Origin of the sequence: Quadrisphaera sp. INWT6 (assembly GCF_015390235.1) — a bacterium.
Lineage (GTDB): Bacteria > Actinomycetota > Actinomycetes > Actinomycetales > Quadrisphaeraceae > Quadrisphaera.
Window position 1 is genome coordinate 277,496 of sequence record NZ_VUOH01000002.1, and the last position, 21,946, is coordinate 299,441.

17 protein-coding genes, 2 tRNA genes and 2 pseudogenes are annotated in these 21,946 nt (G+C 76.2%); 7 read left to right on the top strand and 14 right to left on the bottom strand.

Translation table 11 applies throughout. The features are described 5' to 3' along the window. Positions 1-4 precede the first annotated feature (4 nt). From F1641_RS23740 to F1641_RS06295, 5 genes and pseudogenes are all read right to left on the bottom strand, one after another. A pseudogene (locus F1641_RS23740) lies at positions 5-364 on the bottom strand (universal stress protein); the annotation flags it as partial. After that, positions 361-1,839: an NAD(P)/FAD-dependent oxidoreductase gene (locus F1641_RS06280; RefSeq protein ID WP_194903713.1), complete on the bottom strand. Its 1,479-nt coding sequence runs from the start codon at positions 1,837-1,839 to the stop codon at positions 361-363. The gene F1641_RS06280 and the pseudogene F1641_RS23740, both read right to left, overlap by 4 nt. A gap of 302 nt (positions 1,840-2,141) precedes the next feature. Further along, positions 2,142-2,213: transfer RNA gene (locus F1641_RS06285), tRNA-Arg, on the bottom strand. A 92-nt stretch (positions 2,214-2,305) separates the two neighbouring features. Then, the gene (locus F1641_RS22965; RefSeq protein ID WP_206690692.1) at positions 2,306-4,357 is read right to left on the bottom strand and encodes a M15 family metallopeptidase; all 2,052 of its coding nucleotides are present in this window, start codon (positions 4,355-4,357) and stop codon (positions 2,306-2,308) included. Between the two features lie 241 nt (positions 4,358-4,598). Beyond that, on the bottom strand, positions 4,599-6,080 hold the full coding sequence (locus F1641_RS06295; protein ID WP_194903715.1) for a GuaB1 family IMP dehydrogenase-related protein: 1,482 nt from the start codon (positions 6,078-6,080) through the stop codon (positions 4,599-4,601). A 145-nt stretch (positions 6,081-6,225) separates the two neighbouring features. On the opposite strand from F1641_RS06295, the pseudogene F1641_RS23745 reads away from it, so the two are divergent. Continuing rightward, positions 6,226-10,029 (top strand): annotated as a pseudogene (locus tag F1641_RS23745) (multifunctional oxoglutarate decarboxylase/oxoglutarate dehydrogenase thiamine pyrophosphate-binding subunit/dihydrolipoyllysine-residue succinyltransferase subunit). Positions 10,030-10,036: 7 nt separating this feature from the next. Continuing rightward, positions 10,037-10,642 (top strand): GDSL-type esterase/lipase family protein, encoded by a 606-nt coding sequence (locus tag F1641_RS06305; protein WP_194903716.1) that lies wholly within the window; start codon positions 10,037-10,039, stop codon positions 10,640-10,642. A 27-nt stretch (positions 10,643-10,669) separates the two neighbouring features. Here the strand turns inward: F1641_RS06305 and F1641_RS22415 are convergent, their stop codons facing one another. From F1641_RS22415 to F1641_RS06320, 3 genes are all read right to left on the bottom strand, one after another. Next, the gene (locus F1641_RS22415; protein WP_194903718.1) at positions 10,670-11,650 is read right to left on the bottom strand and encodes a zinc-binding dehydrogenase; all 981 of its coding nucleotides are present in this window, start codon (positions 11,648-11,650) and stop codon (positions 10,670-10,672) included. A gap of 10 nt (positions 11,651-11,660) precedes the next feature. Then, positions 11,661-12,680: a YihY/virulence factor BrkB family protein gene (locus tag F1641_RS06315; RefSeq protein ID WP_194903720.1), complete on the bottom strand. Its 1,020-nt coding sequence runs from the start codon at positions 12,678-12,680 to the stop codon at positions 11,661-11,663. Positions 12,681-12,771: 91 nt separating this feature from the next. Continuing rightward, positions 12,772-13,899: a type IV pilus twitching motility protein PilT gene (locus F1641_RS06320; RefSeq protein ID WP_375541469.1), complete on the bottom strand. Its 1,128-nt coding sequence runs from the start codon at positions 13,897-13,899 to the stop codon at positions 12,772-12,774. 94 nt (positions 13,900-13,993) lie between these two features. On the opposite strand from F1641_RS06320, the gene F1641_RS23750 reads away from it, so the two are divergent. Continuing rightward, positions 13,994-14,068: a 50S ribosomal protein bL37 gene (locus F1641_RS23750; RefSeq protein WP_375541470.1), complete on the top strand. Its 75-nt coding sequence runs from the start codon at positions 13,994-13,996 to the stop codon at positions 14,066-14,068. Positions 14,069-14,151: 83 nt separating this feature from the next. Here F1641_RS23750 and rsrA read toward each other — a convergent pair whose 3' ends face one another. Together rsrA and F1641_RS06330 are read right to left on the bottom strand one after the other, a co-directional pair. Then, positions 14,152-14,478 (bottom strand): mycothiol system anti-sigma-R factor, encoded by a 327-nt coding sequence (gene rsrA / locus F1641_RS06325; protein WP_194903724.1) that lies wholly within the window; start codon positions 14,476-14,478, stop codon positions 14,152-14,154. Then, positions 14,475-15,128: a sigma-70 family RNA polymerase sigma factor gene (locus F1641_RS06330; RefSeq protein ID WP_194903726.1), complete on the bottom strand. Its 654-nt coding sequence runs from the start codon at positions 15,126-15,128 to the stop codon at positions 14,475-14,477. The genes rsrA and F1641_RS06330 overlap by 4 nt, the downstream gene beginning before the upstream one ends. Positions 15,129-15,365: 237 nt before the next feature. Here F1641_RS06330 and F1641_RS06335 point away from each other — a divergent pair, with 237 nt between their 5' ends. The 3 genes from F1641_RS06335 (at position 15,366) to rsgA (ending at position 18,461) form a co-directional block, all read left to right on the top strand. Further along, positions 15,366-15,932, top strand: coding sequence for a DoxX family protein (locus F1641_RS06335; RefSeq protein ID WP_194903728.1), 567 nt, complete (start codon positions 15,366-15,368; stop codon positions 15,930-15,932). A gap of 85 nt (positions 15,933-16,017) precedes the next feature. After that, positions 16,018-17,382 (top strand): 3-phosphoshikimate 1-carboxyvinyltransferase, encoded by a 1,365-nt coding sequence (aroA, locus tag F1641_RS06340; protein WP_194903730.1) that lies wholly within the window; start codon positions 16,018-16,020, stop codon positions 17,380-17,382. Beyond that, positions 17,379-18,461 carry a ribosome small subunit-dependent GTPase A gene (gene rsgA / locus F1641_RS06345; protein WP_309225428.1) on the top strand — a complete coding sequence of 361 codons (1,083 nt, stop codon included), beginning with the start codon at positions 17,379-17,381 and terminating at the stop codon, positions 18,459-18,461. The genes aroA and rsgA overlap by 4 nt, the downstream gene beginning before the upstream one ends. A gap of 49 nt (positions 18,462-18,510) precedes the next feature. On the opposite strand, the gene F1641_RS06350 is transcribed toward rsgA, so the two are convergent. Continuing rightward, entirely contained in the window at positions 18,511-19,182 is a 672-nt protein-coding gene (locus tag F1641_RS06350; RefSeq protein ID WP_194903732.1) for a hypothetical protein, read from the bottom strand. A gap of 72 nt (positions 19,183-19,254) precedes the next feature. After that, positions 19,255-19,575 (bottom strand): DUF2087 domain-containing protein, encoded by a 321-nt coding sequence (locus tag F1641_RS06355; protein ID WP_206690695.1) that lies wholly within the window; start codon positions 19,573-19,575, stop codon positions 19,255-19,257. Positions 19,576-19,612: 37 nt separating this feature from the next. Between F1641_RS06355 and hisN the strand changes: the two genes are divergently transcribed. Next, a complete protein-coding gene (gene hisN, locus F1641_RS06360) occupies positions 19,613-20,401 on the top strand; it encodes a histidinol-phosphatase (RefSeq protein WP_309225429.1) in 789 nt (262 codons plus the stop codon). Positions 20,402-20,451: 50 nt separating this feature from the next. Here hisN and F1641_RS06365 read toward each other — a convergent pair whose 3' ends face one another. Both F1641_RS06365 and F1641_RS06370 read right to left on the bottom strand, forming a co-directional pair. Further along, positions 20,452-21,636 (bottom strand): MFS transporter, encoded by a 1,185-nt coding sequence (locus F1641_RS06365; protein WP_206690697.1) that lies wholly within the window; start codon positions 21,634-21,636, stop codon positions 20,452-20,454. Between the two features lie 100 nt (positions 21,637-21,736). Then, positions 21,737-21,810, bottom strand: a tRNA-Met gene (locus F1641_RS06370). Positions 21,811-21,946: the final 136 nt, after the last annotated feature.

Sequence of the window (21,946 nt, forward strand, 5' to 3'; positions counted from 1 at the left end):
CGACGCCGAAGCGCCCCAGGCCCCGCTCGGACCCGGCCCCGACCACGAGGTGGGTGGCGCCCAGGTCGTGCGCGGCCTCCAGCAGCCCCTCGGCGGCGGACTCGGCGCGGCGCGCGTGCGTCGTGCGCGGCACCGCGGCCGGGACCAGCGCCGAGGCCTCCTCCAGCCAAGCGTCGGCGCTGCTGCGCAGCAGGGCCTCGTACCCGGGGTCGGGTGGCACGACGGCGCCCCGGGCGGTGTCGGGGAGCACGAGCACGAGGGCGAGCTCACCGCCGAGGGCGCGGGCCAGGCGGGCCCCGGCGACCACGGCGCCCCGGCCGGCCTCCGTGGAGGTGTAGCCGACGGCGACGCGCGCGGCGCTCACCGCCCGCCCGCCGTCACGAGCTCGGCGGCCCCGTCGGCAGCCGGCCCGCCGTCGGGCCCGGCGCCCAGCGCGGCGGCGGTCCGGGCGGCCGCGAGGCGGCCCATGCGGATCGCGCCGTCGACGTGCTGGAACCCCAGCCCCGCCAGGTCGCTGCAGGCGAAGGCGAGGGGCCCCACCGGCGTGCGGAGGTCGGCGCCGTAGCGGTGCAGCCCGCCGAGGTCGAAGCTCGCGCCGTAGGCGCCGCGGGTCCACTCCTCCGCGCCCCAGTCGCTCTCGTAGTAGACCACCGGGCTCTTCGCCTGCTCTCCGTAGTACGCCGCCAGCGAGTCGAGGACGCGCCGCTTCCGCTCGGCCGCGTCCAGCGCGAAGAGCTCGTCGGCGAGGGCGTCGGACACGAAGCCCACCAGCGTGCCACGGGGGTCGCCGTGGTTGGAGTTGTCGTACGCCTCGTGGCACAGCTGGTGGGGGCCGAAGGCGGTGCCCGACAGCCCGTCGGCGCGCCAGAAGGGCGTCTCGTAGACGGCGTGCACCTTGATGACGAGCCCCATCGACAGGTGCTGGTGCATCTGCTGCTGGCGGCGCGGCAGCGGCGGGTCGAAGGTGATGCGCGGCAGGAGCACCGGCGCGAGCGCGAGGACGGCCCGCCGGGCCCGCACCACCGCGCCGTCGGCGACCGCCTCCACGCCGTCGGCCGACCAGCGCAGGGTCCTGACGGGGCGGCCCAGCAGCACGTCGTCACCGAGCCGCTCCGCCAGGAGGAGCGGGACCTGCTGCAGCCCCCCGACGACGCGGCGGTCGAGGATGAAGTCGGGGTCCACGAGGTGGGAGAAGCTGCCGGCGCTGGCGGCCATGAGCAGCGCCTGGAGCACCGAGAAGGCGTGGGCGGGCTTGGTCAGCATCGCCCCGGCCACGAAGAGCGCCACCTGGTCGCGCGCCTCGGCGTCGTCGGTCTGCTGGGCCAGCCACGCCGCGAAGCTCGTGGTGTCCAGGAGCTCGGCGTCCGGGTGCTCCCACGGGCGGTCCGGGTCGACCTGCGCCACGAGGACGTCGAGGAGCTCGACCAGGCGCGCCACCTCCGCCTCGGTCTCGGGCGTGGTGGGCAGCGACTCGCCGGTGTACCGGGTGCGGGTGCCGTCGGCGCCGACGAAGACGGCGTCGCCGTCGCGGTACCGGGAGTACGTGGTCAGCCCCAGCTCGTCGAGGGTCGCCAGGAGGGCGGTCTGGTCGGGCGAGACCCACTGGCCGCCCACCTCGAGGACCGCCCCCTCGACGACGTCGGTGTGCAGGCGCCCGCCGACCCGGTCGCGGGCCTCGAGCACCACGACGGACAGCCCGGCGCGCCGCAGGTCGGTCGCGGCGGTGAGCCCGGCGGCACCGGCCCCCACCACGACGACGTCGCAGTCGCGCTCGAGGTGGCCGAGGGGGGCGTCGTCGGGCCGCTCGGGACGGCGGGTGGTCTCGTCGGTGTGCTGCACGGTTCCTCCGGGGTCGCCGGCGCGCTCCCCGCGAGCACGCCGCACGGCGGCCACCGGGGGGCCTGCTGCAGCGGACCGCAGGAGGGGCACCCGTGCTGACGGCGCCGTCGTGCACTGCGGAGAGCCTGGACGGGCGGAGGAGCGGTGTCCAATGCCCGGTGCGGGTCGCGTCGATGCCCGCCAGGCATGGCTGACGGCGCGACGAGGTCCCGGCAGGGGGCGCTGGTGGGTCCTGAGGAGGATGAGTCCGAGTGGAGGCCGACAGCTGGTGACCACGCCGTCGTGGTCTGCGCCGCCTCGGGTGCCCCCGGCAGGATTCGAACCTGCGCCCCCGCCTCCGGAGGGCGGTGCTCTATCCCCTGAGCTACGGGGGCGGCCGCCGCGCGACCCTGGGGCCCGCGGCTGCGCCAGCCTACCAGCGCCGCGCCGCCGTCCGGCAGCAGGTCGACAGCCGGTCAGCGGGCCGTCACTCGCCGGCGACGTACTCCCAGTGCCACGGCTCGTAGGGGCCGCCGCCGCCCTTGCGGGCCCAGGCGGGGTGGTCCCAGCCGTACTTCGGCGCGTTCTCGATCAGCCAGTCGTAGTGCTCGTCGCTGTTCTGGACGCCGCCGCCGAGGTCGACCGCGAGGCCCCAGCCGTGCTCGCTCGTGCCGGGGACCGCGGCGAGGCGCGGCTTCGAGCGGCGCACGCTCACCTGGGCGGCGTAGGAGCGGTAGGAGTCGGTGATGACGATGTCGGAGCCGAAGTGCTCCCGGTAGGCCAGCGACAGCTCGGCGAAGGCCAGGGCGGCGTCGGAGCGGAGCTTGTGGTTGCCGACCCACAGGTCGCACATCTGCGAGTCCTGGAGGCGGCCGTTCTTGGTGCCGGCGGTGTCGGGGCGCTGGCCGGAGCAGTCGCCCACGAGCGAGGTGACGGCCTGGCGGTGCTCCTCGGCGGCCTTCGCCGCGGCCTCGGCGGCGGCGCGGTCCTGCTCCGCCTTCGCGGCGGCCTCCGCGGCGATGCGGTCCTGCTCGACCTTGACGGCCTGCGCGCGCTCGGCGGTGGCCTGCAGCGCGGCGTCGTCGCGGGCCGACGTGCGCGACAGCGCCTCGGAGGCGCGGCCGGTGAGGAGGTCGGCGGCGGCAGCCGCGCTGGCGGCGGCGACGGCCTGGTACGTGCTCGCGCCGGCGTCGGCGCTGGCCGAGGACGCGGTGGAGCCGCCGGTGTCGGCCTGCGCCTGCAGGTGGGTGCCGACGAGCGGCGCGACCAGCGAGGCGATGCCGAGCACCCCCACCACCGCCACCTGGGGCAGGGCGGCGCGGGCCCGCTTGGGCAGCCGGTGCGAGGCGCGGCCGCGGCGCGGCGTGAAGACCGCGGCCCCGGGGGCCAGCGCCTCCTCGACGGCCTCGGCCAGCAGCTGCGGGGCGGCGACCGGCGAGGGCAGGACCTCCCGCGCCGGGCGCGGCGCAGCGGCGGGGACGGCGAGGGCGTCGGACGCGTCAGGGGCGGCGGCCGCGGCCTCGGGCGCGGTGGCCGGCTGCTCCCGGCGCGCCCACCCGGTGGCAGGCAGCTCGGGGTCGGTGCGCAAGTCGAGCGTCGACAGCGGCGCGGGGGCCGGGGCGACCGCGGGCTCGAGGCGGGCGACGGGCGCGGCCTCCCACGACCCGGTGGGCTCGGCGAGGAGCGCCTCGAGGCGGGCCAGGACGTCGGCGTCGGTGGCCGTGGGAGCGGTCGGGGCCGCCGACCGCGCGGGCGCGGGGACGCGCACGGCGCCCAGCGGCGCTGCGGCGGGGGCGGTCCGCGGTGCGGGGGGCGCGCCCGCGGCCTGCTCGCGCAGGGCCCGCCGGCTGCCGGGCAGGGCCGGGGCGCTCGCCGGCGGCGGGGCGTCGACGGGGACCAGCGCCGCGCGCCGCGAGCGGCGGGTCGGGAGCGGGCCCTCCGCGGGGCCCTCGCCCGGGGCCGCCGGTGCGGCGGGCGCGGTGCGCTGCACCGGGGCGTCGACGGGCAGGTCGCGCAGGAGCTCGGCGCGGCGGCTGCGGCGCGAGGGCAGCGGGTCCGCGGTGGGCGCGTCCGCCGGGACGGCGCGGGCCGGTGCCGGCAGCACGCCGACGCGCGCCTGCGGCGGCGCCACCGGCGCGGGGACCGGGGCGGAGGGGTGCGAGGGCGCCATGCCCGCGGCCCACTCCGGGGTCCACCCGGGGGCCGCGTCGGAGGCCCAGCTCGGCGCCGAGCCGCTCGACGGCCGGTGCGGAGCGGATCCGGGGGCGGTGCGCTGGCCGGGGACGCCCGGGTGGGGCGGGAGGCCGAGCAGCGCGGCGAGGTCCTGCAGGGCCTCGGCCGGGGACGCCGTCGCGCCGGGCGCCGCGGGGGCGGTGCGCTGCGCGGGCACCGCGGTGCGGCGGCCGGTGCGCGTCAGCGCGCGCTCGCGCGCCTCCCGGCTGTTGGGCCACGCCGCGAGGGGCCTGGTCCGCTCGTCCACCGCGACGGCCCCGCGGGGCTCGTCGGAGAAGCCGGTCCCGGCTCCGCGGTGAGACGACACAGCGGATCCTCCAGGGGCTCGACCGACGGCTGCGCGCACGGCTGCGCCCCACCCCTGACGTGCGGCGGAGCGTCGCAGCCGGGGCCTTGACCCTTCGGAGCATAGGTGCCGCTGGTGGCCCGTTCCGGGACTTCGGCACTTCTGTGGACGAAGAGTTCCACCGGTGTCGTTCTGCGCAGGTCAGAGGCCCCCGGACGGGCGACACGCCGCGGCGGCGCGCCGCGGCGCCCGTCCGGGCGCGTCACCAGCCCGCAGGCAGCGGGCGCCCCTCCTGGTAGCCGGCGTCGGACTGGAGGCCCACCACCGCGCGGTCGCGCAGCTCGGCGAGGTCGCGGGCGCCCGCGTAGGTGCAGGCGCTGCGGACGCCGGAGGTGACCTGGTCGAGGAGGTCCTCCACACCGGGGCGGCGCGGGTCCAGGTGCATCCGCGAGCTGGAGATGCCCTCCTCGAACAGGCCCTTGCGGGCGCGCTCGAAGGGGCTGTCGGTGCGGGTGCGCGCGGCGACGGCGCGGGAGGAGGCCATGCCGAAGCTCTCCTTGTAGGCGCGGCCGCTCGAGTCGACCAGCAGGTCGCCCGGGCTCTCGTGCGTGCCCGCGAACCAGGAGCCGACCATCACCTGGCTGGCACCCGCGGCGAGGGCGAGGGCGACGTCGCGCGGGTGGCGCACCCCGCCGTCGGCCCAGACCCGGGCGCCCAGCTCGCGGGCGGCGGCCGAGCACTCCAGCACGGCGGAGAACTGCGGGCGGCCGACGCCGGTCATCATGCGCGTGGTGCACATGGCCCCGGGCCCGACGCCCACCTTGACGACGTCGGCGCCGGCCTCCACGAGGTCGGACACCCCGGCGGCGGTGACCACGTTGCCCGCCACCACCGGCACGCGGGGGGCGGACGAGCGCACGCCGGCCACGGCGCGCAGGGCGGTGAGCATGCGCTCCTGGTGGCCGTGGGCCGTGTCGACGACGAGCGCGTCGGCGCCGGCCTCCAGGACGGCGGCGGCGGTCGCGCCGGCGTCGCCCCCGATGCCGATGGCCACGCCGATGCGCAGGCGGCCGGCGCCGTCGAGGGCGGGCGCGTAGATCCGGGAGCGCAGGCACCCGGTGCGGGTGAGCGCCCCGAGCAGGCGGCCGGCGTCGTCGACGACCGGGGCGAAGGCGCGGCGGGCGCCGTCGAGGGCCTCGAAGGCGCGCTCCAGGCCGCCGTCGAGCACGGCGCCGGAGGCGTCGAGGACGTCGGCGGCCCGCAGCACGAAGGGGTCGCGCGACATCACCTCGCGGACCTGCGTGAACCTGTCGACGCCGCTGCAGTCGGCCTCGGTGACGACGCCCACCACGGTGCGGTCGGCGTCGAGGACCACGAGCGCGCCGTGCGAGCGCTTCGGCAGCAGGTGGAGCGCGTCGGTGACGGTCCCGGTGGGCGACAGCTCGACGGGGGTCTCCAGCACCGGGTGGCGCGACTTCACCCACGCGACCACGTCGCGGACGACGTCGAGCGGCAGGTCCTGGGGCAGCACGGCCATCCCGCCGCGGCGGGCGACGGTCTCCGCCATCCGGCGCCCGGAGACGGCCGTCATGTTGGCGACGACGACCGGGACGGTCGTGCCGGTGCCGTCGTCGCTGGCGAGGTCGACGTCGAGCCGGGACGTCACCGACGACCGCGACGGCACCAGGAAGACGTCGTTGTAGGTGAGGTCCGTCACGGGCCGCTGGTCGTTCAGGAAGCGCACGTGGGACCACGGTAGTCGAGGTGGCCGCCGGCGCGTCCCCCGTCGCGCCCCCCGAGGTCCTCCTCGATCGCGTCCGAGCACGCCTAGTACTGTGCTGGGGAGCCAATCCCGCCAGCGCTGACCCGTGGAAGTGGGCGATCCCCCCGTGACGCAGACACCGACGACCGGTGGACGCCAGGACGGACCGGGGCTCGACCCGGCCGCCTTCGGCGCCAACCAGTGGCTGGTCGAGGACCTCTACCAGCAGTACCTCCGCGACAGGTCCTCGGTCGACCCCGCCTGGTGGGACTTCTTCGACGGCTACGCCGGCGGCCCCTCCTCCGCTGCGGCCCCCGCAGCCCCCGAGGCCCCGGCCCCCACCCCCTCCGCTGCTCCGGCTCCCCCGGCCCCCAGCAGCACCCGCTCCGAGGCGAAGGCGCCCGTGGACACCGCTCCCCCCGCTCCCCCGAAGGCCCCCGAGAAGACCGCAGCGCCGGCCGCCCCGGCTCCCGCCGCCAAGGCCCCCGCCGCGAAGGCCGCCGCACCCGCCCCCGCGCCCGCCCCGGCGGCGGGCGGCTCCGACGAGCCCACCCGGGTGCGCCTGCGCGGCCCGGCGGCGCGCGTCGTGACCAACATGGAGGCCAGCCTCTCGGTCCCCACCGCCACCAGCGTGCGGTCGGTCCCGGCGAAGCTGCTGATCGACAACCGCATCGTCATCAACAACCACCTGAAGCGCGCCCGCGGCGGCAAGGTGTCGTTCACCCCACCTCATCGGGTTCGCCGTGGTCGAGGCGCTGCGCGACATGCCGGCCATGAACCACGCGTACGCCGAGGTCGACGGCAAGCCCGGCGTCGTCCAGCCCGCCCACGTCAACTTCGGCCTGGCCATCGACCTGCCGGCCAAGGACGGCTCGCGCCAGCTGCTGGTCCCGTCCATCAAGAACGCCGAGACCCTCGACTTCGCCCACTTCTGGGCCGCCTACGAGGACCTCGTCCGCCGCGCCCGCTCCGGCGGCCTCGGCGTGCCCGACTTCGCCGGCACCACGATCAGCCTCACGAACCCCGGCACCATCGGCACGCAGCACTCGGTGCCGCGCCTGGTGCAGGGGCAGGGCACGATCATCGGCGTCGGCGCGATGGACTACCCGGCCGAGTACCAGGGCGCCTCCGCGGAGACCCTGGCGCGCCTGGCGGTCAGCAAGACCCTCACGCTGACCAGCACCTACGACCACCGGATCATCCAGGGCGCGCAGTCCGGGGAGTTCCTGCGCGTCATCCACAGCAAGCTGTTGGGAGACGACTTCTGGGACGGCATCTTCGCCGCCCTGCGCATCCCCTACGAGCCGGTCCGCTGGGTGCAGGACATCTCCGTGTCCCACGAGGACGAGATCGGCAAGACGGCGCGCGTCGTTGAGCTGGTGCACTCCTACCGGGTGCGCGGCCACCTCATGGCCGACACCGACCCGCTGGAGTACCGCCAGCGCCGCCACCACGACCTCGACATCCGCACCCACGGCCTGACCCTGTGGGACCTCGACCGCGAGTTCCCCACCGGCGGCTTCGGCGGCAAGCCGCTGATGAAGCTCCGCGAGATCCTCGGGGTGCTGCGCGACTCCTACTGCCGCACCACCGGCATCGAGTACATGCACATCCAGGACCCGGCCCAGCGCCGCTGGATCCAGGACCGCGTCGAGAAGCCCTACACCCCGCTCAGCCGCGAGGCCCACCTGCGGGTGCTGAAGCGCCTGAACGACGCCGAGGCCTTCGAGACCTTCCTGCAGACCAAGTACGTCGGGCAGAAGCGCTTCAGCCTCGAGGGCGCCGAGTCCGTCATCCCCCTGCTCGACGCCGTGCTCTCCGAGGCGGCGCACGCCGACATCGAGGAGGTCGGCATCGGGATGGCCCACCGCGGCCGCCTCAACGTGCTGGCCAACATCGCGGGCAAGAGCTACTCGCAGATCTTCCGCGAGTTCGAGGGCGTCCAGGACCCGCGCTCGGTGCAGGGCTCCGGCGACGTGAAGTACCACCTCGGCACCGAGGGCGTCTTCACCGCCGAGGACGGCGCGCAGACCAAGGTCTACCTCGCCGCCAACCCCTCCCACCTGGAGGCCGTCGACCCGGTGCTCGAGGGCATCGTCCGCGCCAAGCAGGACCGCATCAACCTGGGCGGCTCGCGCTTCCCGGTGCTGCCGGTGCTGGTGCACGGAGACGCGGCCTTCGCGGGCCAGGGCGTGGTGGCCGAGACGCTGAACCTGTCGCAGCTGCGGGGCTACCGCACCGGCGGCACGGTGCACGTCGTCATCAACAACCAGGTCGGCTTCACGACGGCGCCGGCGAGCTCGCGCTCGTCGTTCTACTGCACCGACGTGGCCCGCATGGTCCAGGCGCCGATCTTCCACGTGAACGGCGACGACCCCGAGGCCTGCGTGCGCGTGGCCAAGCTGGCCTTCGCGTTCCGCGAGGAGTTCGGCAAGGACGTCGTCATCGACATGGTCTGCTACCGCCGCCGCGGCCACAACGAGGGCGACGACCCCTCGATGACGCAGCCGCTGATGTACGGCCTGATCGAGGCCAAGCGCTCCACCCGCAAGCTGTACACCGAGGCCCTCATCGGCCGCGGCGACATCACGCTGGAGGAGGCCGAGAAGGTCCTCGACGAGTACCGCCAGCAGCTCGAGCGGGCCTTCGAGGAGACCAAGGACTCCTCCGCCCCCGCGCCGCGCGCGGTCGAGGGCAGCGACGGCTCCGCGACCACCGCGGGGCTCGACAGGCCCTCCTCCAGCGCGACGACTCCGTGGCCGACCCGTCGCAGACGGCCGTGGAGACCTCGGTGCTCGAGGCGCTGGGCACCGCCCACGTCGAGGCCCCCGACGGCTTCACCGTGCACCCGAAGCTGCGCCCGATGCTCGAGAAGCGCGCGCAGATGACCCGCGAGGGCGGCGTCGACTGGGCCATGGGCGAGCTGCTCGCCATCGGCTCGCTGCTCGGCGAGGGCACCGGCGTGCGCCTGGCCGGCCAGGACAGCCGCCGCGGCACCTTCGCCCAGCGCCACGCGGTGCTCATCGACCGCGTGACCGGCGAGGAGTGGACCCCGCTGCAGAAGTTCGCCACCGGCGACGCGCGCTTCTGGGTGTACGACTCGCTGCTGTCCGAGTACGCCGCGATGGGCTTCGAGTACGGCTACTCCGTGGAGCGGCCGGACGCGCTGGTCATGTGGGAGGCCCAGTTCGGCGACTTCGCCGGCGGCGCCCAGACGATCATCGACGAGTTCATCTCCTCGTCCCAGCAGAAGTGGGCGCAGCGCTCCTCGGTCGTGCTGCTGCTCCCCCACGGCTACGAGGGCCAGGGCCCCGACCACTCCTCGGCGCGCATCGAGCGCTTCCTGCAGCTGTGCGCGGAGGAGAACATGACGGTCGCGATGCCGTCGACGCCCGCCTCGCACTTCCACCTGCTGCGCCGCCAGGCGTACGCGCGGCCGCGGCGCCCCCTGGTCGTCTTCACGCCCAAGTCGATGCTGCGCCTGAAGGCCGCGGCCTCCCCGGTCTCGGACTTCACGACCGGCGGGTTCCAGACGGTCCTCGGCGACGACCCCTCGAAGGTCGACGCCGCCTCGGTCGACCGCGTGCTGCTGTGCTCGGGCAAGGTCGCCTACGACCTGCTGGCCGAGCGCGACCGGCGCGGTGACCGCCGCACCGCCGTGGTGCGCCTCGAGCAGCTGTACCCGCTCGACGCCCGCGGCCTCGGCGAGGTCCTCTCGGCCTTCCCCTCCTCCGCGGAGCTGGTGTGGGTGCAGGAGGAGCCGGCCAACCAGGGCGCCTGGCCGTTCCTGGGCTACGCCCTGGCCGAGGCGCTCGCCGACCGCTCGGTGCGCCGGGTCAGCCGCAAGGCGTCGGCCTCCCCGGCCACCGGCACCTCCAAGGCCCACCAGGCCGAGCAGAAGGCGCTGGTCGCGGAAGCCCTCGACCGTTGAGCCGGAGGTGAGGGCGCCGACCACGCGCATCTGCGTGGTCGGCGACGACCTCGTCGCCGGCGTGGGTGACCCGCGCGCCCTCGGGTGGGTGGGGCGGGTGGCTGCGCGCACGCGCACCGAGCACGACGCCGTCGCCGCCACGGTGATGCCCCTCGGGGTGCCCGGGGAGACGACGTCGGCGCTGCGGGAGCGCTGGTACGCGGAGGCGTCGCGCCGGTGGAGCCGCACCGACGACAGGCTCGTCATCGGTCTCGGCGCCGCCGACGCCGCGGTGGGCTCGACCCTCGCGCGCAGCCGCCTGAACCTGGCCGACGTGCTCGACACCGCAGCGGCGCAGGACGTCCCGGCGTTCGTCGTGGGCCCGCCCCCGCCGCTCGACCCGTCGCTGCGCTCGGCCGTCGCCGAGCTGGCCGGGGGCTGGGCCGACGTCGCCAGCCGCCGCGGGGTCCCCTACGTCGACTGCTTCGGGCCCCTGGCCCACCACGAGCAGTGGCTCGCCGACCTCGCCGAGGGCGACGGCGTGCACCCGGGCCAGGTGGGCTACGGCCTGCTGGCGTGGCTGGTGCTGCACGGCGGCTGGCACGCCTGGCTGGGCCTCCCGCTCACCCCCTGACGCCTCCCGTGACGCCCTCCCTGGCCGTCAGGGCCTGACGACGAGCTTGCCGAAGACCTCCCCCGCCTCCAGGCGGCGCAGGCCCTCCGCGACCTCGGCGAGCGGGAGCACGTCGTCGACCAGCGGCCGCATCCCCGTGGTGGCGCACAGCCGCGCCAGGCGGCCCAGCTCGGCGAGGCTGCCCATCGTCGAGCCGACGACGCGCAGCTGGGTGAAGAAGACCCGGTTGAGCTCGGCCGGGGCGTCGCCGGTGGTCGCGCCGCACACGACGACCGTGCCGCCCGGCCTCAGCGAGCGCAGCGAGTGCCCCCAGGTTGCCCTGCCGACGCTCTCCAGCACGGCGTCGACCCTCTCGGGCAGCCGCTCCCCCGGCGCGAAGGCCGCGTGCGCGCCGAGCTCCAGGGCCCGGGCGCGGCGCTCCTCGGACCGGCTCGTCACCCACACCCGCAGCCCCGCGGCCGCGGCGAGGGTGATCGCGGCCGTCGAGACGCCGCCCCCGGCGCCCTGCACGAGCACCGTGTCACCCGGGGCGGTGCCGGAGCGGGAGAAGAGCATCCGGTAGGCGGTCAGCCAGGCCGTGGGCAGGCAGGCCGCCTCCTCGAAGGAGAGCTCGGCGGGCTTGTCGACCAGGTTGCGCGCCGGCACCCGCACGACGGGCGCGAGCGTGCCGGGCCAGCGCTCCGACAGCAGCGAGCGCGCGGGGTCGAGGGTCTCCTCCCCCGCCCACAGCGGGTCGGAGACGACGGCGTGGACCACGACGTCGCGCCCGTCGGCGGTGGTGCCGGCCGCGTCGCACCCGAGCACCACGGGGAGGGCGTCGGGGTGCACCCCGACACCGCGCAGCGTCCACAGGTCGTGCCGGTTCAGCGCCGCTGCGCGCACCCGCACCTCGACCCACCCCTCGGGGACCGGCGCGGGCTCGCGCTCGGCGACCTCCAGGAAGGCGAGCGGGTCGGCGTCGGGGCCCGACGGCGACTCGGGCGTGCGGACGGCGCGGGCGGCGAGCACCCCCGCCACGCTAGCGAGGGGCCTGCGCCTCGACCACCTGCGGCGCGGCTCCGGGGTCCGCTCCGGGGTCCGCTCCGGGGTCCGCTCCGGGGTCCGCTCCGGGGTCCGCTCCGGGGTCCGCTCCGGGGTCCGCTCCGAGGTCTGCGGTGGAGCCGGTCCGGTGCGCCGCGGCGGGGGCGGTCTCCAGGGCCAGGCGGCGGGTCTCGGTGATGCGCTCCGCCTGGCGGGTGGCGACGTAGCCGAGCAGCACCACCAGGTGCAGCAGCCACACCCACAGCAGCACGGCGGTCCAGGCGCCCACGGCCTGGTTGCCGCCGAAGGGCGCGCCGAGGTCGATGGGGAGCCAGAGGAACAGGGTGAAGCCCTGCAGGAACCCGGACACGAAGGCACCGGTGGTGAAGCCGCCGACCAGCGCCAGGCGCCACGGCGGCGGGTCGGGCGAGACCACCCGGAACGACCACGCCAGCGGCACCGACACGGCGATCCAGTCGACGTTGAGGGCGACGTAGACGCCCAGCGCGGTGGCCCCCGGGCGCCCCTCGGAGAACAGCGTGGCCAGCAGCGGGGTGATCCCGAGGACGGCGAGGAGCAGGAGCGGCGCGACCGCCAGCAGCGGCAGGACGGCGATGCGCCCGCGCCACCCGGTGCGGTCCTCGGCGACGCGGGCCAGCGAGGCGTAGGCGCGGCGCAGCCCCTCGCCGTAGAGGCTGGCGGCGAAGACCGCGAAGCAGGTGACCCACCAGCTCGTGCCGGCGGCCTGCTCGATGATCGTGCGGGCCACCGGTCCGGCCCCGGAGCTGCGCGGCAGCGCCGCCTCCAGCGTGGTGGCCAGGTAGCGGATCCGCTCCTCGCCGACCACGAGGGTGGCCAGGCGCACCGCGAGCAGCAGCATCGGCACACCGGCGATGGCGGCGTAGAAGGTGACGGCGGCGCCGTGCAGGGCGAGGTCCTGCCGGCGCAGCTGGCTGCGCACCGCCCAGGGCAGCGCGGCGAGCACCGCGCGCCACCCGGCGCGCTCTCGGGTGCTCATCCCCCCATGGTGCCCGCCAGGACCGCTCCCGGCGCTGCCGGGCGCGCTGCCAGGTGGCTGACGGGTGGGCGGGAGGTGGCTGGGAGGCCCCTCAGGCGGAGATGCCGAGGCGCCGGAGCTCGACGGCGAGGTCGTGGGGGTGGCTCGCCGCGGCCAGGGCGTCGGCCGTGGTGACGGCGCTGTCGCGCACCAGCTCGACCAGGGCCTGGTCGAAGGTCCGCATCCCGTAGAAGCCGCCCTCGCTGATGATGGCGGGGATCGTGGAGGTCAGGGACGGGTCGGCGACCGCCTGCGCGATGCGCGGGGTGCCCACGGCGATCTCCAGGACCACGCACCGCCCCTCGCCGTCGGCGCGGGGCACGAGGCGCTGGCAGATGACGCCGCGCAGGGAGCCCGCCAGCCCGAGCCGGACCTGCTGCTGCTCGTGCGGGGGGAAGAAGTCGACGATGCGGGCCACGGTCTCCGCGGCGTCGGCGGTGTGCAGCGTCGAGAGCACCAGGTGGCCCGTCTCCGCCGCCGACAGGGCGGCGCGGACGGTCTCGGCGTCGCGCATCTCACCGACGAGGATCACGTCCGGGTCCTGGCGCATGGCGGCGCGCAGCGCGGTGGCGAAGTCCTGGGTGTCGACCCGCACCTCGCGCTGGTTCACCATCCCGAGCTTGTCGGTGTGGAGGACCTCCACGGGGTCCTCGAGGGTGAGGATGTGGCACTCGCGGGTGCTGTTGACGTGGTCGACCATGCTCGAGAGCGTCGTGGTCTTGCCCGAGCCGGTGGGGCCGGTGACCAGCACGAGCCCGCGGGGCTCCAGCGCCAGCGAGGAGACCACCGGCGGCAGGCCCAGGTCGCCGATGCTCACCGGCGCCGTCGAGACGCGGCGGAAGACCAGGCCGACGGTGCCCCGCTGGCGGTAGGCGTTGACGCGGAAGCGGCCGACGCCGCCGATCGAGTACGCGAAGTCCGCCTCGTTGGAGCGGGCGAACTCCTCGGCCTGGTGGGGCCGCAGGACCTCCGCGAGCATCCGCTCGGTGTCCGCGGGGGTCAGCTCGGCCGCGCGCAGCCGGCGCAGGCGGCCGTCGATGCGGACGCGCGGCGGGGAGCCGACCTTGCAGTGCAGGTCCGACCCCGCGAGCTCGACGAGCGCCCGAAGGTGCGCGCGGACCCCGGCGTCCTGGGCGGGGGGCTGCGCTGCTCCGGGGAGGGTCCCCGGGCCGTGGGTCACGAGCGTCACGCCAGGGCCATCGGCGCGCTCGACCCCGGACCTGAGCCGTGTGGGACCATCGGGGTGACGCACCCGAGACGACGAGGAGGCTGCCATGAGCAAGCGCGCCCGCAAGCGCCGGTTTCGCAAGAAGAGCGGCGCCAACCACGGCAACCGTCCCAACTCCTGAGGAGCTGGGAACGCAGGAGGGCCGGGACCCCGTCGGGGTCCCGGCCCTCCTGCGTTGCGCGGGCCGTGCCGCGCGGACGGGCCTCAGCCCTCGAGGCGGGTGACCCGGGTGGTGCGCGTGACCACGGCGCTCTCCACACCCGCGGCGGTGGCCGCGGTCACCGCGGTGGTGGTCGTGGTGGTGGTGACCGTGGCCAGCGAGGCCCGGATCCGCTCGCGCAGCTGCACCGGGGCCTGCTCGACGCAGCAGCGGCGCACGAGCGCCTTCAGCGCCGCCTCGACCTCGTACTCGTCCAGGCAGGGCGGGCACGCCTCGAGGTGGGCGTGGATCTCGGCGATCTCGTCAGCGGACACCTCGCCGTCGAGCACGGCGTAGATGCGCTCCAGGACGCCGTCGCACTCCGCGCTCACGAGGCGTCGCCCCCCGTCGAGCCGCTCGTCGTCGCCGGTGCGGCCTCGGCGGGCACGAGCCCGCGGTCGCGGGCGTAGTCCTGCAGCTGGGTGCGCAGGATGCGGCGCCCGCGGTGGAGCCTCGACATCACGGTGCCGATCGGCGTCCCCATGATCTCGGCGATCTCCTTGTAGGCGAAGCCCTCGACGTCGGCGTAGTAGACCGCCATGCGGAAGTCCTCCGGGACCGCCTGCAGCGCCTCCTTCACGTCGGAGTCGGGCAGGTGGTCGAGCGCCTCGGTCTCGGCCGAGCGGAGCCCGGTCGAGGTGTGCGCCTCGGCGCGGGCGAGCTGCCAGTCCTCGATCTCGTCGGAGTGGGCCTGCTGCGGCTGCCGCTGCTTCTTGCGGTACGTGTTGATGTAGGTGTTGGTGAGGATCCGGTACAGCCAGGCCTTGAGGTTGGTGCCCGGCCGGTACTGGTGGAAGCTCGCGAACGCCTTGGCGAACGCCTCCTGGACCAGGTCCTCCGCGTCAGCGGGGTTGCGCGTCATGCGCAGCGCCGCGGAGTACAGCTGGTCGAGGTGCTGCAGGGCCTCGGCCTCGAAGCGGGCAGTGCGCTCCGCCGGAGTCTCCTCCGGCGCGCGCACCGTGTCGGCCGGGTCCTCGCTCATCGAGTTCCACAGTAGTGGTGGGGCCAGGGCTGGGGCCTCTCCAGGCGCTTCGGCGACGAGCACGCGCTCCTCCTGCTCCGGCGGCGGCGCCCGGGTGGGCGTCGGGTGGGCGTCGGGTGGACGTCGGGTGGCGTCGGTTCCACCGCCCGGGCGTCACAACGCCACCCCCGGGGGCGTTGTTCCGCGGGGGCCGGGGGCCGTGGTGCGCCGGGGGTGCGGGTGCGGTAGGACGGAGGCATGACCCTCGTGCGCCGTCTCGCCCGCCCGCTGCTGGCGGCCCCGTTCATCTACGGCGGGATCGACCAGCTGCGCCGACCCGACCGCAAGACCGACGGCGGCGGCCCGATCGTCCCCGCGCTGAAGGGGCTCGCCGTCGGCCCGGTGACCCTGCCCAGCGAGGAGGCCGGGCTGGTCCGCCTCAACGGCGCGCTCATGACCGGTGCCGGCCTCGGCCTCGCCACGGGCCGCGCCCCCCGCCTCTCCTCGGTGGTGCTCGCCGCCTCCCTGGTGCCCACCACCCTCACCGGGCACCGGTTCTGGGAGGCGCCCGACGAGAAGACCAAGCAGCTGCAGCTGGTGCAGGCGCTCAAGAACGCCGCCCTGTTCGGCGGCCTGCTGATCGCCGCCGTCGACACCGACGGCAAGCCGGGCCTCGCGTGGCGCGCCCACCACGCCGCGAAGCAGGCCGAGCGCACCACCAAGGCCGTCACCGTCGCCGGCACCGCCGCGGCCAAGCGCGCCCAGAAGAAGGCCTCCAAGAAGGCGAAGCGCACCCACAAGAAGTTAGAGAAGGCGGTCGGCTGAGAGCCGCACGCCCTCACCCGACGAGCCCCTCCCGCCGACCTCGGCGGGAGGGGCTCGTCGCTGCTCGGCCGTAGGCTCGGCCCCGATGAGCGAGACGACGAGCACGAGCAGCACCTCCGCCGGCCAGCCCCCCGCCGAGTGGCCGGCCCCCGTCGCCGACGGCCCGGTCGCGGCCGAGGTGCGGCTGCCCGGGTCCAAGTCCCTCACCAACCGCTACCTGGTGCTCGCGGCGCTCGCCGACGGACCCTCCGAGCTCCGCGCCCCGCTGCGCTCGCGCGACACCCTCCTGATGGCCGCGGCGGTGCGCTCCCTCGGCGCGCGCGTCGTGGACGTGCCCTCCGCGGCCGACCCGTCCACGCCCGACTGGCGCGTGGAGCCCGGCACCCTGGCCGGCGCCGGGACCATCGACTGCGGCCTCGCCGGCACGGTGATGCGGTTCCTGCCGCCGGTGGCGGCGCTGGCCGCCGGCGAGACCACCTTCGACGGCGACGCGCACGCGCGCACGCGCCCGATGGCCCCGCTGCTGGGCGCCCTGCGCGACCTCGGCGCCACCGTCGACGACGGCGGGCGCGGCCTCATGCCCTTCACGGTCCGCAGCGACGGGCGCCTCCCGGGCGGCCGCACCGTGCTGGACGCCAGCGCCTCCAGCCAGTTCGTCTCCGCCCTGCTCCTGGCGGGGGCCCGCGCCGACGCCGGCGTCGAGGTCGTCCACGAGGGGCCGCCCGTGCCGAGCGCCCCGCACCTGGTGATGACCGAGCAGGTGCTGCGCGACGCCGGCGTCGAGGTCTCCTCCGACCTGGCCGACAGCGGCGGCCGCTCCGGCACGCGCTGGCGCGTCGCACCGGGCCGCGTGGGCGCGATGGACGTCGACGTCGAGCCCGACCTGTCCAACGCCGCGCCGTTCCTGGCCGCGGCGCTGGTGACCGGCGGCAGCGTCGTGGTGCCCGGCTGGCCGCAGCGCACCACGCAGGCCGGTGACGCGCTGCGCGACCTGCTCGACGAGATGGGCGCCGACGTCGACCTCACCCCCGAGGGGCTCAGCGTGCGCGGCGGCGACGGCGTCTCCGGGATCGACGCCGACCTGCACGACGTCGGCGAGCTCACCCCGGTGCTGGCCGCCGTCGCGGCGCTGGCCGACACCCCGAGCCGCCTGCGCGGCATCGCCCACCTGCGCGGCCACGAGACCGACCGCCTGGCGGCCCTCGTGACCGAGCTGAACGGCCTCGGCGGTGACGTGAGCGAGACCGAGGACGGGCTGCTCATCAGGCCCCGCGCCCTGCACGGCGGCCGCTTCGCGACCTACGGCGACCACCGCATGGCCACCGCCGCCGCGGTGCTCGGCCTGGTGGTGCCGGGCGTCGTCGTCCTCGACGTGGGCACCACCGCCAAGACGCTCCCCGACTTCCCGGGGATGTGGCGCTCGATGCTGTCGGGAGCGGCCCAGCTGTGAGCGAGCGGCGGCGCGCCTCCGACCACGACGAGCGCGACATCAGGGTCCGGCCCAACCCCCGCGGCTCCCGGCCCCGCACCAAGGACCGCCCCGACCACGCCGACGCCGTCGCCGGGCGGGTGCTGACCATCGACCGCGGGCGCCTGACGACGCTGGTCGGCGAGGGTGACGGCCCGGACGCGCCCTCGGGGGGCGAGCACGTGGTCACGGCGATGCGCGCCCGGGAGCTGGGTCGCGCGGGCATCGCCGTCGGAGACCGGGTCGCCCTGGTCGGAGACGTCTCCGGCGCCCCCGACACCCTCGCGCGCATCGTGAGGATCGAGGAGCGCTCCACGGTGCTGCGCCGCAGCGCCGACGACACCGACCCCGTCGAGCGGGTGCTCGTGGCGAACGCCCACCAGCTGCTCGTGGTGACCGCCGTCGCCGACCCGGCCCCCCAGCAGCGCCTCGTCGACAGGTGCCTCGCCGCGGCGTGGAGCGCCGGCATCCAGCCCGTGCTCGTGCTCACCAAGGCCGACCTCGGCGACCCGGCCGAGGCGCTGGCGGCGTGGTCGGCGCTGGAGGTGCCGGTGGTGGTGCTGCGACGGGTCGTCGGCGAGGACGGCGAGCGGCGGCTGGAGGGCGTCGACGCCGTCCGCGAGCTGCTCGTGGGCCGTGAGAGCGTGCTCGTCGGCCCGTCGGGCGTGGGCAAGTCGACGCTGGTCAACGCGCTCGTGCCCGGCGCGGGCCGCGCCACCGGCGTGGTCAACGAGAACACCGGCCGCGGGCGCCACACGTCAAGCTCGGCGGTGGCGCTGTCGCTGCGAGGGGCCGGTGGCGCGCGCGAGGGGTGGGTCATCGACACCCCCGGCGTGCGCAGCTTCGGGCTCGCGCACCTGTCCGCCGACGACCTGCTGCGCGCCTTCGACGACCTGGAGCCCGGCACCGCGCAGTGCCCCCGCGGCTGCTCCCACGACGAGGCCGAGTGCGGGCTGGACGCCTGGGTGGCGTCGGGGGCGGCGGGCGAGGCCGGTCCGGCGCGCCTGGACTCCCTGCGCCGCCTGCTGCGCAGCCGCGCCGGGGAGACCGACCCCCGCTGACCCCCACCCCGTCGTGATCATGGGCCTCCGGAGCACCCTCAGTTCGTGATCATGGGCGCTGGCCACCCCGCGTCGGCAGTCCGAGCGCCCGGCGCTCGAGGTCCGCGAGGACGGCGGTGGTGCGGGCGTCCCCGCGCCGCAGGTCTCCGACGGGGTCGCCGCTGACGCGGGCGAGCACCCCCAGGGGCTGGGAGCCGAGCGCGCGCCACGCGAGCAGCTCGGTCCGCGCCGCAGCACTCCCTCCGCGGTCGACCCCGTCGTCACCCCCGCCATCACTCGCACCCTCCAGCCAGGCGGCCGCCGTCCCCGCTCTGCGGGCGAACCGCAGCCGCACGGGCAGCCAGACCGCCACGACGAGCAGCACCGGCAGCAGCGCGACCGCCAGCCCGAGCACGAGGGCCAGGTGGGCGATGGTGGACGCCAGCTCGGTGCTGGCGGTGGCGACGTCGAGCGCCGAGCCGCTGGCGCCGCTCAGGGGCCCGGCGAGCTCGTCCCCGACGAGCGGCACGCGACCCGCGGCGTCGGCGGCACCTCCGAGCTGGTCGCCGAGGCCGTCGGCTCCGCGCGCCAGGGAGCGCGCCGGCTCGGCGAGGGCGACCACCGCGCCGTGGACCACGACCCCGGCGATGACGCACACCACCGCCCAGGCGAGGACGCCCAGGTCAGCGGCGACCTGACGGGCGCGGCGGGCGGGCGAGGCGGCGTAGGGCTGCAGCGGCACCCCCCGATCCTGTTCCGGAAGCCCATGATCACGACCTGGAAGTGCTCGGGAGGCCCATGATCACCGGGAGGGTCAGAGGTCGACGCTGCCGCCGGTGCGCCAGTAGACGCCGTCGGCGCGGTCCAGGAAGCCCTCGTCGACGAGGTAGCGCCGCAGCGCGGCGACGTCGTCGTGGAACGCCCGCAGCAGCGCGTTCACCTCGAGCTCGGGGTAGCGCTCCCCCGGCTCGAACACGCGGGCCAGCAGGTCGAGCACGACCAGGCGCTTCGCCCGCTTGGCGGGGATCTGCACCAGCCGCCCGTCGGCGTCGAGGAACGCCCTGAGCACGCGCTCGCGCGACGCGAGCGCCTCCTGGAGCGGGGCGCCGATGGCGCCGTCGGCTGCGGAGTCCACGCCACCCAGGGTAGGTCGGCCCGCTACGGTGCGACGTGTGCCTGGCTACGACGACGACCTGAGGCTCGCCCACATCATCGCGGACGCCGTCGACAACCTGACCTCCACGCGCTTCAAGGCGCGCGACCTCGTGGTCGAGACCAAGCCCGACCTCACCCCCGTGACGGACGCCGACCGCGCCGCCGAGGAGATCGTGAAGTCGCAGCTGTCGCGGACCCGCTCGCGCGACGGCTTCGTCGGTGAGGAGAGCGGCAGCTCCCGCGGCTCCTCGGGGCGCCAGTGGGTGGTCGACCCGATCGACGGCACCAAGAACTTCGTGCGCGGGGTGCCCGTGTGGGCCACCCTCATCTCCCTGCTCGACGACGGCGTCCCCGTGCTGGGCGTGGTCTCGGCCCCGGCGCTGAACCGCCGGTGGTGGGCCGCCCAGGGCACCGGCGCGTGGTCGGGCCCGCGGCTGAGCTCCGCCAAGCGCCTCCAGGTCTCGCAGGTGGCCGACCTCGGCGACGCCAGCCTGAGCCACTCCGAGATCTGGGAGTGGGAGGAGGCCGGCCGCCTGCCGGGCTTCCTCGACCTCACCAAGAAGGTGTGGCGCACCCGCGGCTACGGCGACTTCTGGAGCTACGCGCTGGTGGCTGAGGGCAGCGCCGACATCGCGTGCGAGCCCGAGCTGGCCCTGCACGACATGGCCGCGCTGGTCCCGCTGGTGACCGAGGCCGGGGGGCGCTTCACGTCGTTGGACGGCGAGGACGGACCGCACGGCGGCAACGCCGTCGCCACGAACGGGATGCTGCACGAGGAGGTGCTGGGCCTGCTGGCCCGGCGCTGACGCCGGCACCCAGGACCACCCAGCGCCACTAGCGCCACCAGCGCCGCCGCTCAGGCGGTGCGGCGGCGCACCAGCAGCACCAGGGCCACAGCGGCCAGGGCCCCCGCCACCCCGGCGAGGGCCAGGACGGCGACGCGCAGCCCGGCGGCGTCGGCCAGGGCCCCCACGCCCACCACGGGCACCGAGATGGCGACGTAGAGCACCACGAACAGCGTGGAGACCACCTCCGCGCGCCGCTGCGGGGGCGACGCGGCGCCCACCTCGGCCACCCCGGCCCGGAAGCACGCACCCTGGGCAGCGCCGAGCACCACCGTGGCCAGCAGGAGCAGCGGGAGCGAGGCGAGCTCCAGGCTGGTCGCCAGCAGCGCGGTGCCGACCAGCAGCACGGCGCACCCGGCGGGCAGCACCCGCGCGGGTGCGCGCCGCGCCGTGGCCACCTGGCCGAGCACCGACGCGGCGAAGATGAGCGCCGCCACGGCGCCGGCGGCGAGCGGCGCGCTGACGTCGAGCAGCTGGCGCAGCACCCGCGGCTCGGCCGCCGAGTACAGCCCGAGGCAGGCGAAGCCCGCGAAGCCGCTGACGGCCGCCGGCACGAACGCCGAGCGCGCCGCCGCCGGCACGCTCGGCCGCAGCGGGCGCCACGGCGGCCGCTCGGCCTGCGGAGCCCGCACGGTCTCGCCGGCGACGAGGAGGGCAGCGCCCGCCAGCACGAGCAGCGCGAGGTGCGCCGCGTACGGCACGACGAGCGGCGCCCACCCCAGCTGGGCGACGGCTCCGGCCAGCAGGGGGCCGCTCCCGAGGCCTCCGGTGTTGGCGGCGGTGGCGACCAGGGAGGCGGTGCGCGCCGATCGCGGCGGCGCCAGCTCGGACACCAGCGCCGTGGCCGCGCCGGTGAACAGGCCGGCCGAGACGCCGGAGAGCACCCGGCCCGTCAGCAGGCCCGGCAGGGAGAGGGGCAGGAGGAAGACGACGGCGGACGCCGCGGCGAAGGCGAGGCCGACGGCCAGCACCGGACGGCGGCCGAACCTGTCGCTGGCCTGCCCCGCGGCCACCAGCGCCGCGACGACGCCGACCGCGTAGGCGGCGAACACCGTGGTCTGCGCCAGGGTGCTCAGGCCGAGGCGCTGCGTGTACAGGCCGTACAGGGGCGTCGGCAGCGTGGTGCCGAGCATGGTGGCCCAGAACGCGAACGCGGCCGCGGCCAGCCGCCACCTCCAGGCGGTCTCGCGCGGCACAGGACCTCCAGGGCTCGACCCGTCCCCGGACCCGGCGGTGCGTCGTCCCGGAAAGCGCGAAGGCCCCCGATCCGTGAGGATCGGGGGCCTTCGACTGTTGTAGCGGGGGCAGGATTTGAACCTACGACCTCTGGGTTATGAGCCCAGCGAGCTACCGAGCTGCTCCACCCCGCGTCGGTGAACAGAACATTACCCGACCCGAGCCCGTGCTCCAAACCGGGGTCGGGCTCCGCTCTCGACGACCCCGGAGCCGGGTGCACGACGGGGCTCTCACCGGTCGGTGGGAGCCCCGTCGTGGTGCGCCGGCGCT

Excerpts from the sequence above, each read along its gene's own strand:
- F1641_RS06315 (WP_194903720.1), bottom strand. The coding sequence starts at position 12,680 with ATGAGCACCCGAGAGCGCGCCGGGTGGCGCGCGGTGCTCGCCGCGCTG.
- F1641_RS06330 (WP_194903726.1), bottom strand. The coding sequence starts at position 15,128 with ATGAGCGAGGACCCGGCCGACACGGTGCGCGCGCCGGAGGAGACTCCG.
- F1641_RS06335 (WP_194903728.1), top strand. The coding sequence starts at position 15,366 with ATGACCCTCGTGCGCCGTCTCGCCCGCCCGCTGCTGGCGGCCCCGTTC.
- aroA (WP_194903730.1), top strand. The coding sequence starts at position 16,018 with ATGAGCGAGACGACGAGCACGAGCAGCACCTCCGCCGGCCAGCCCCCC.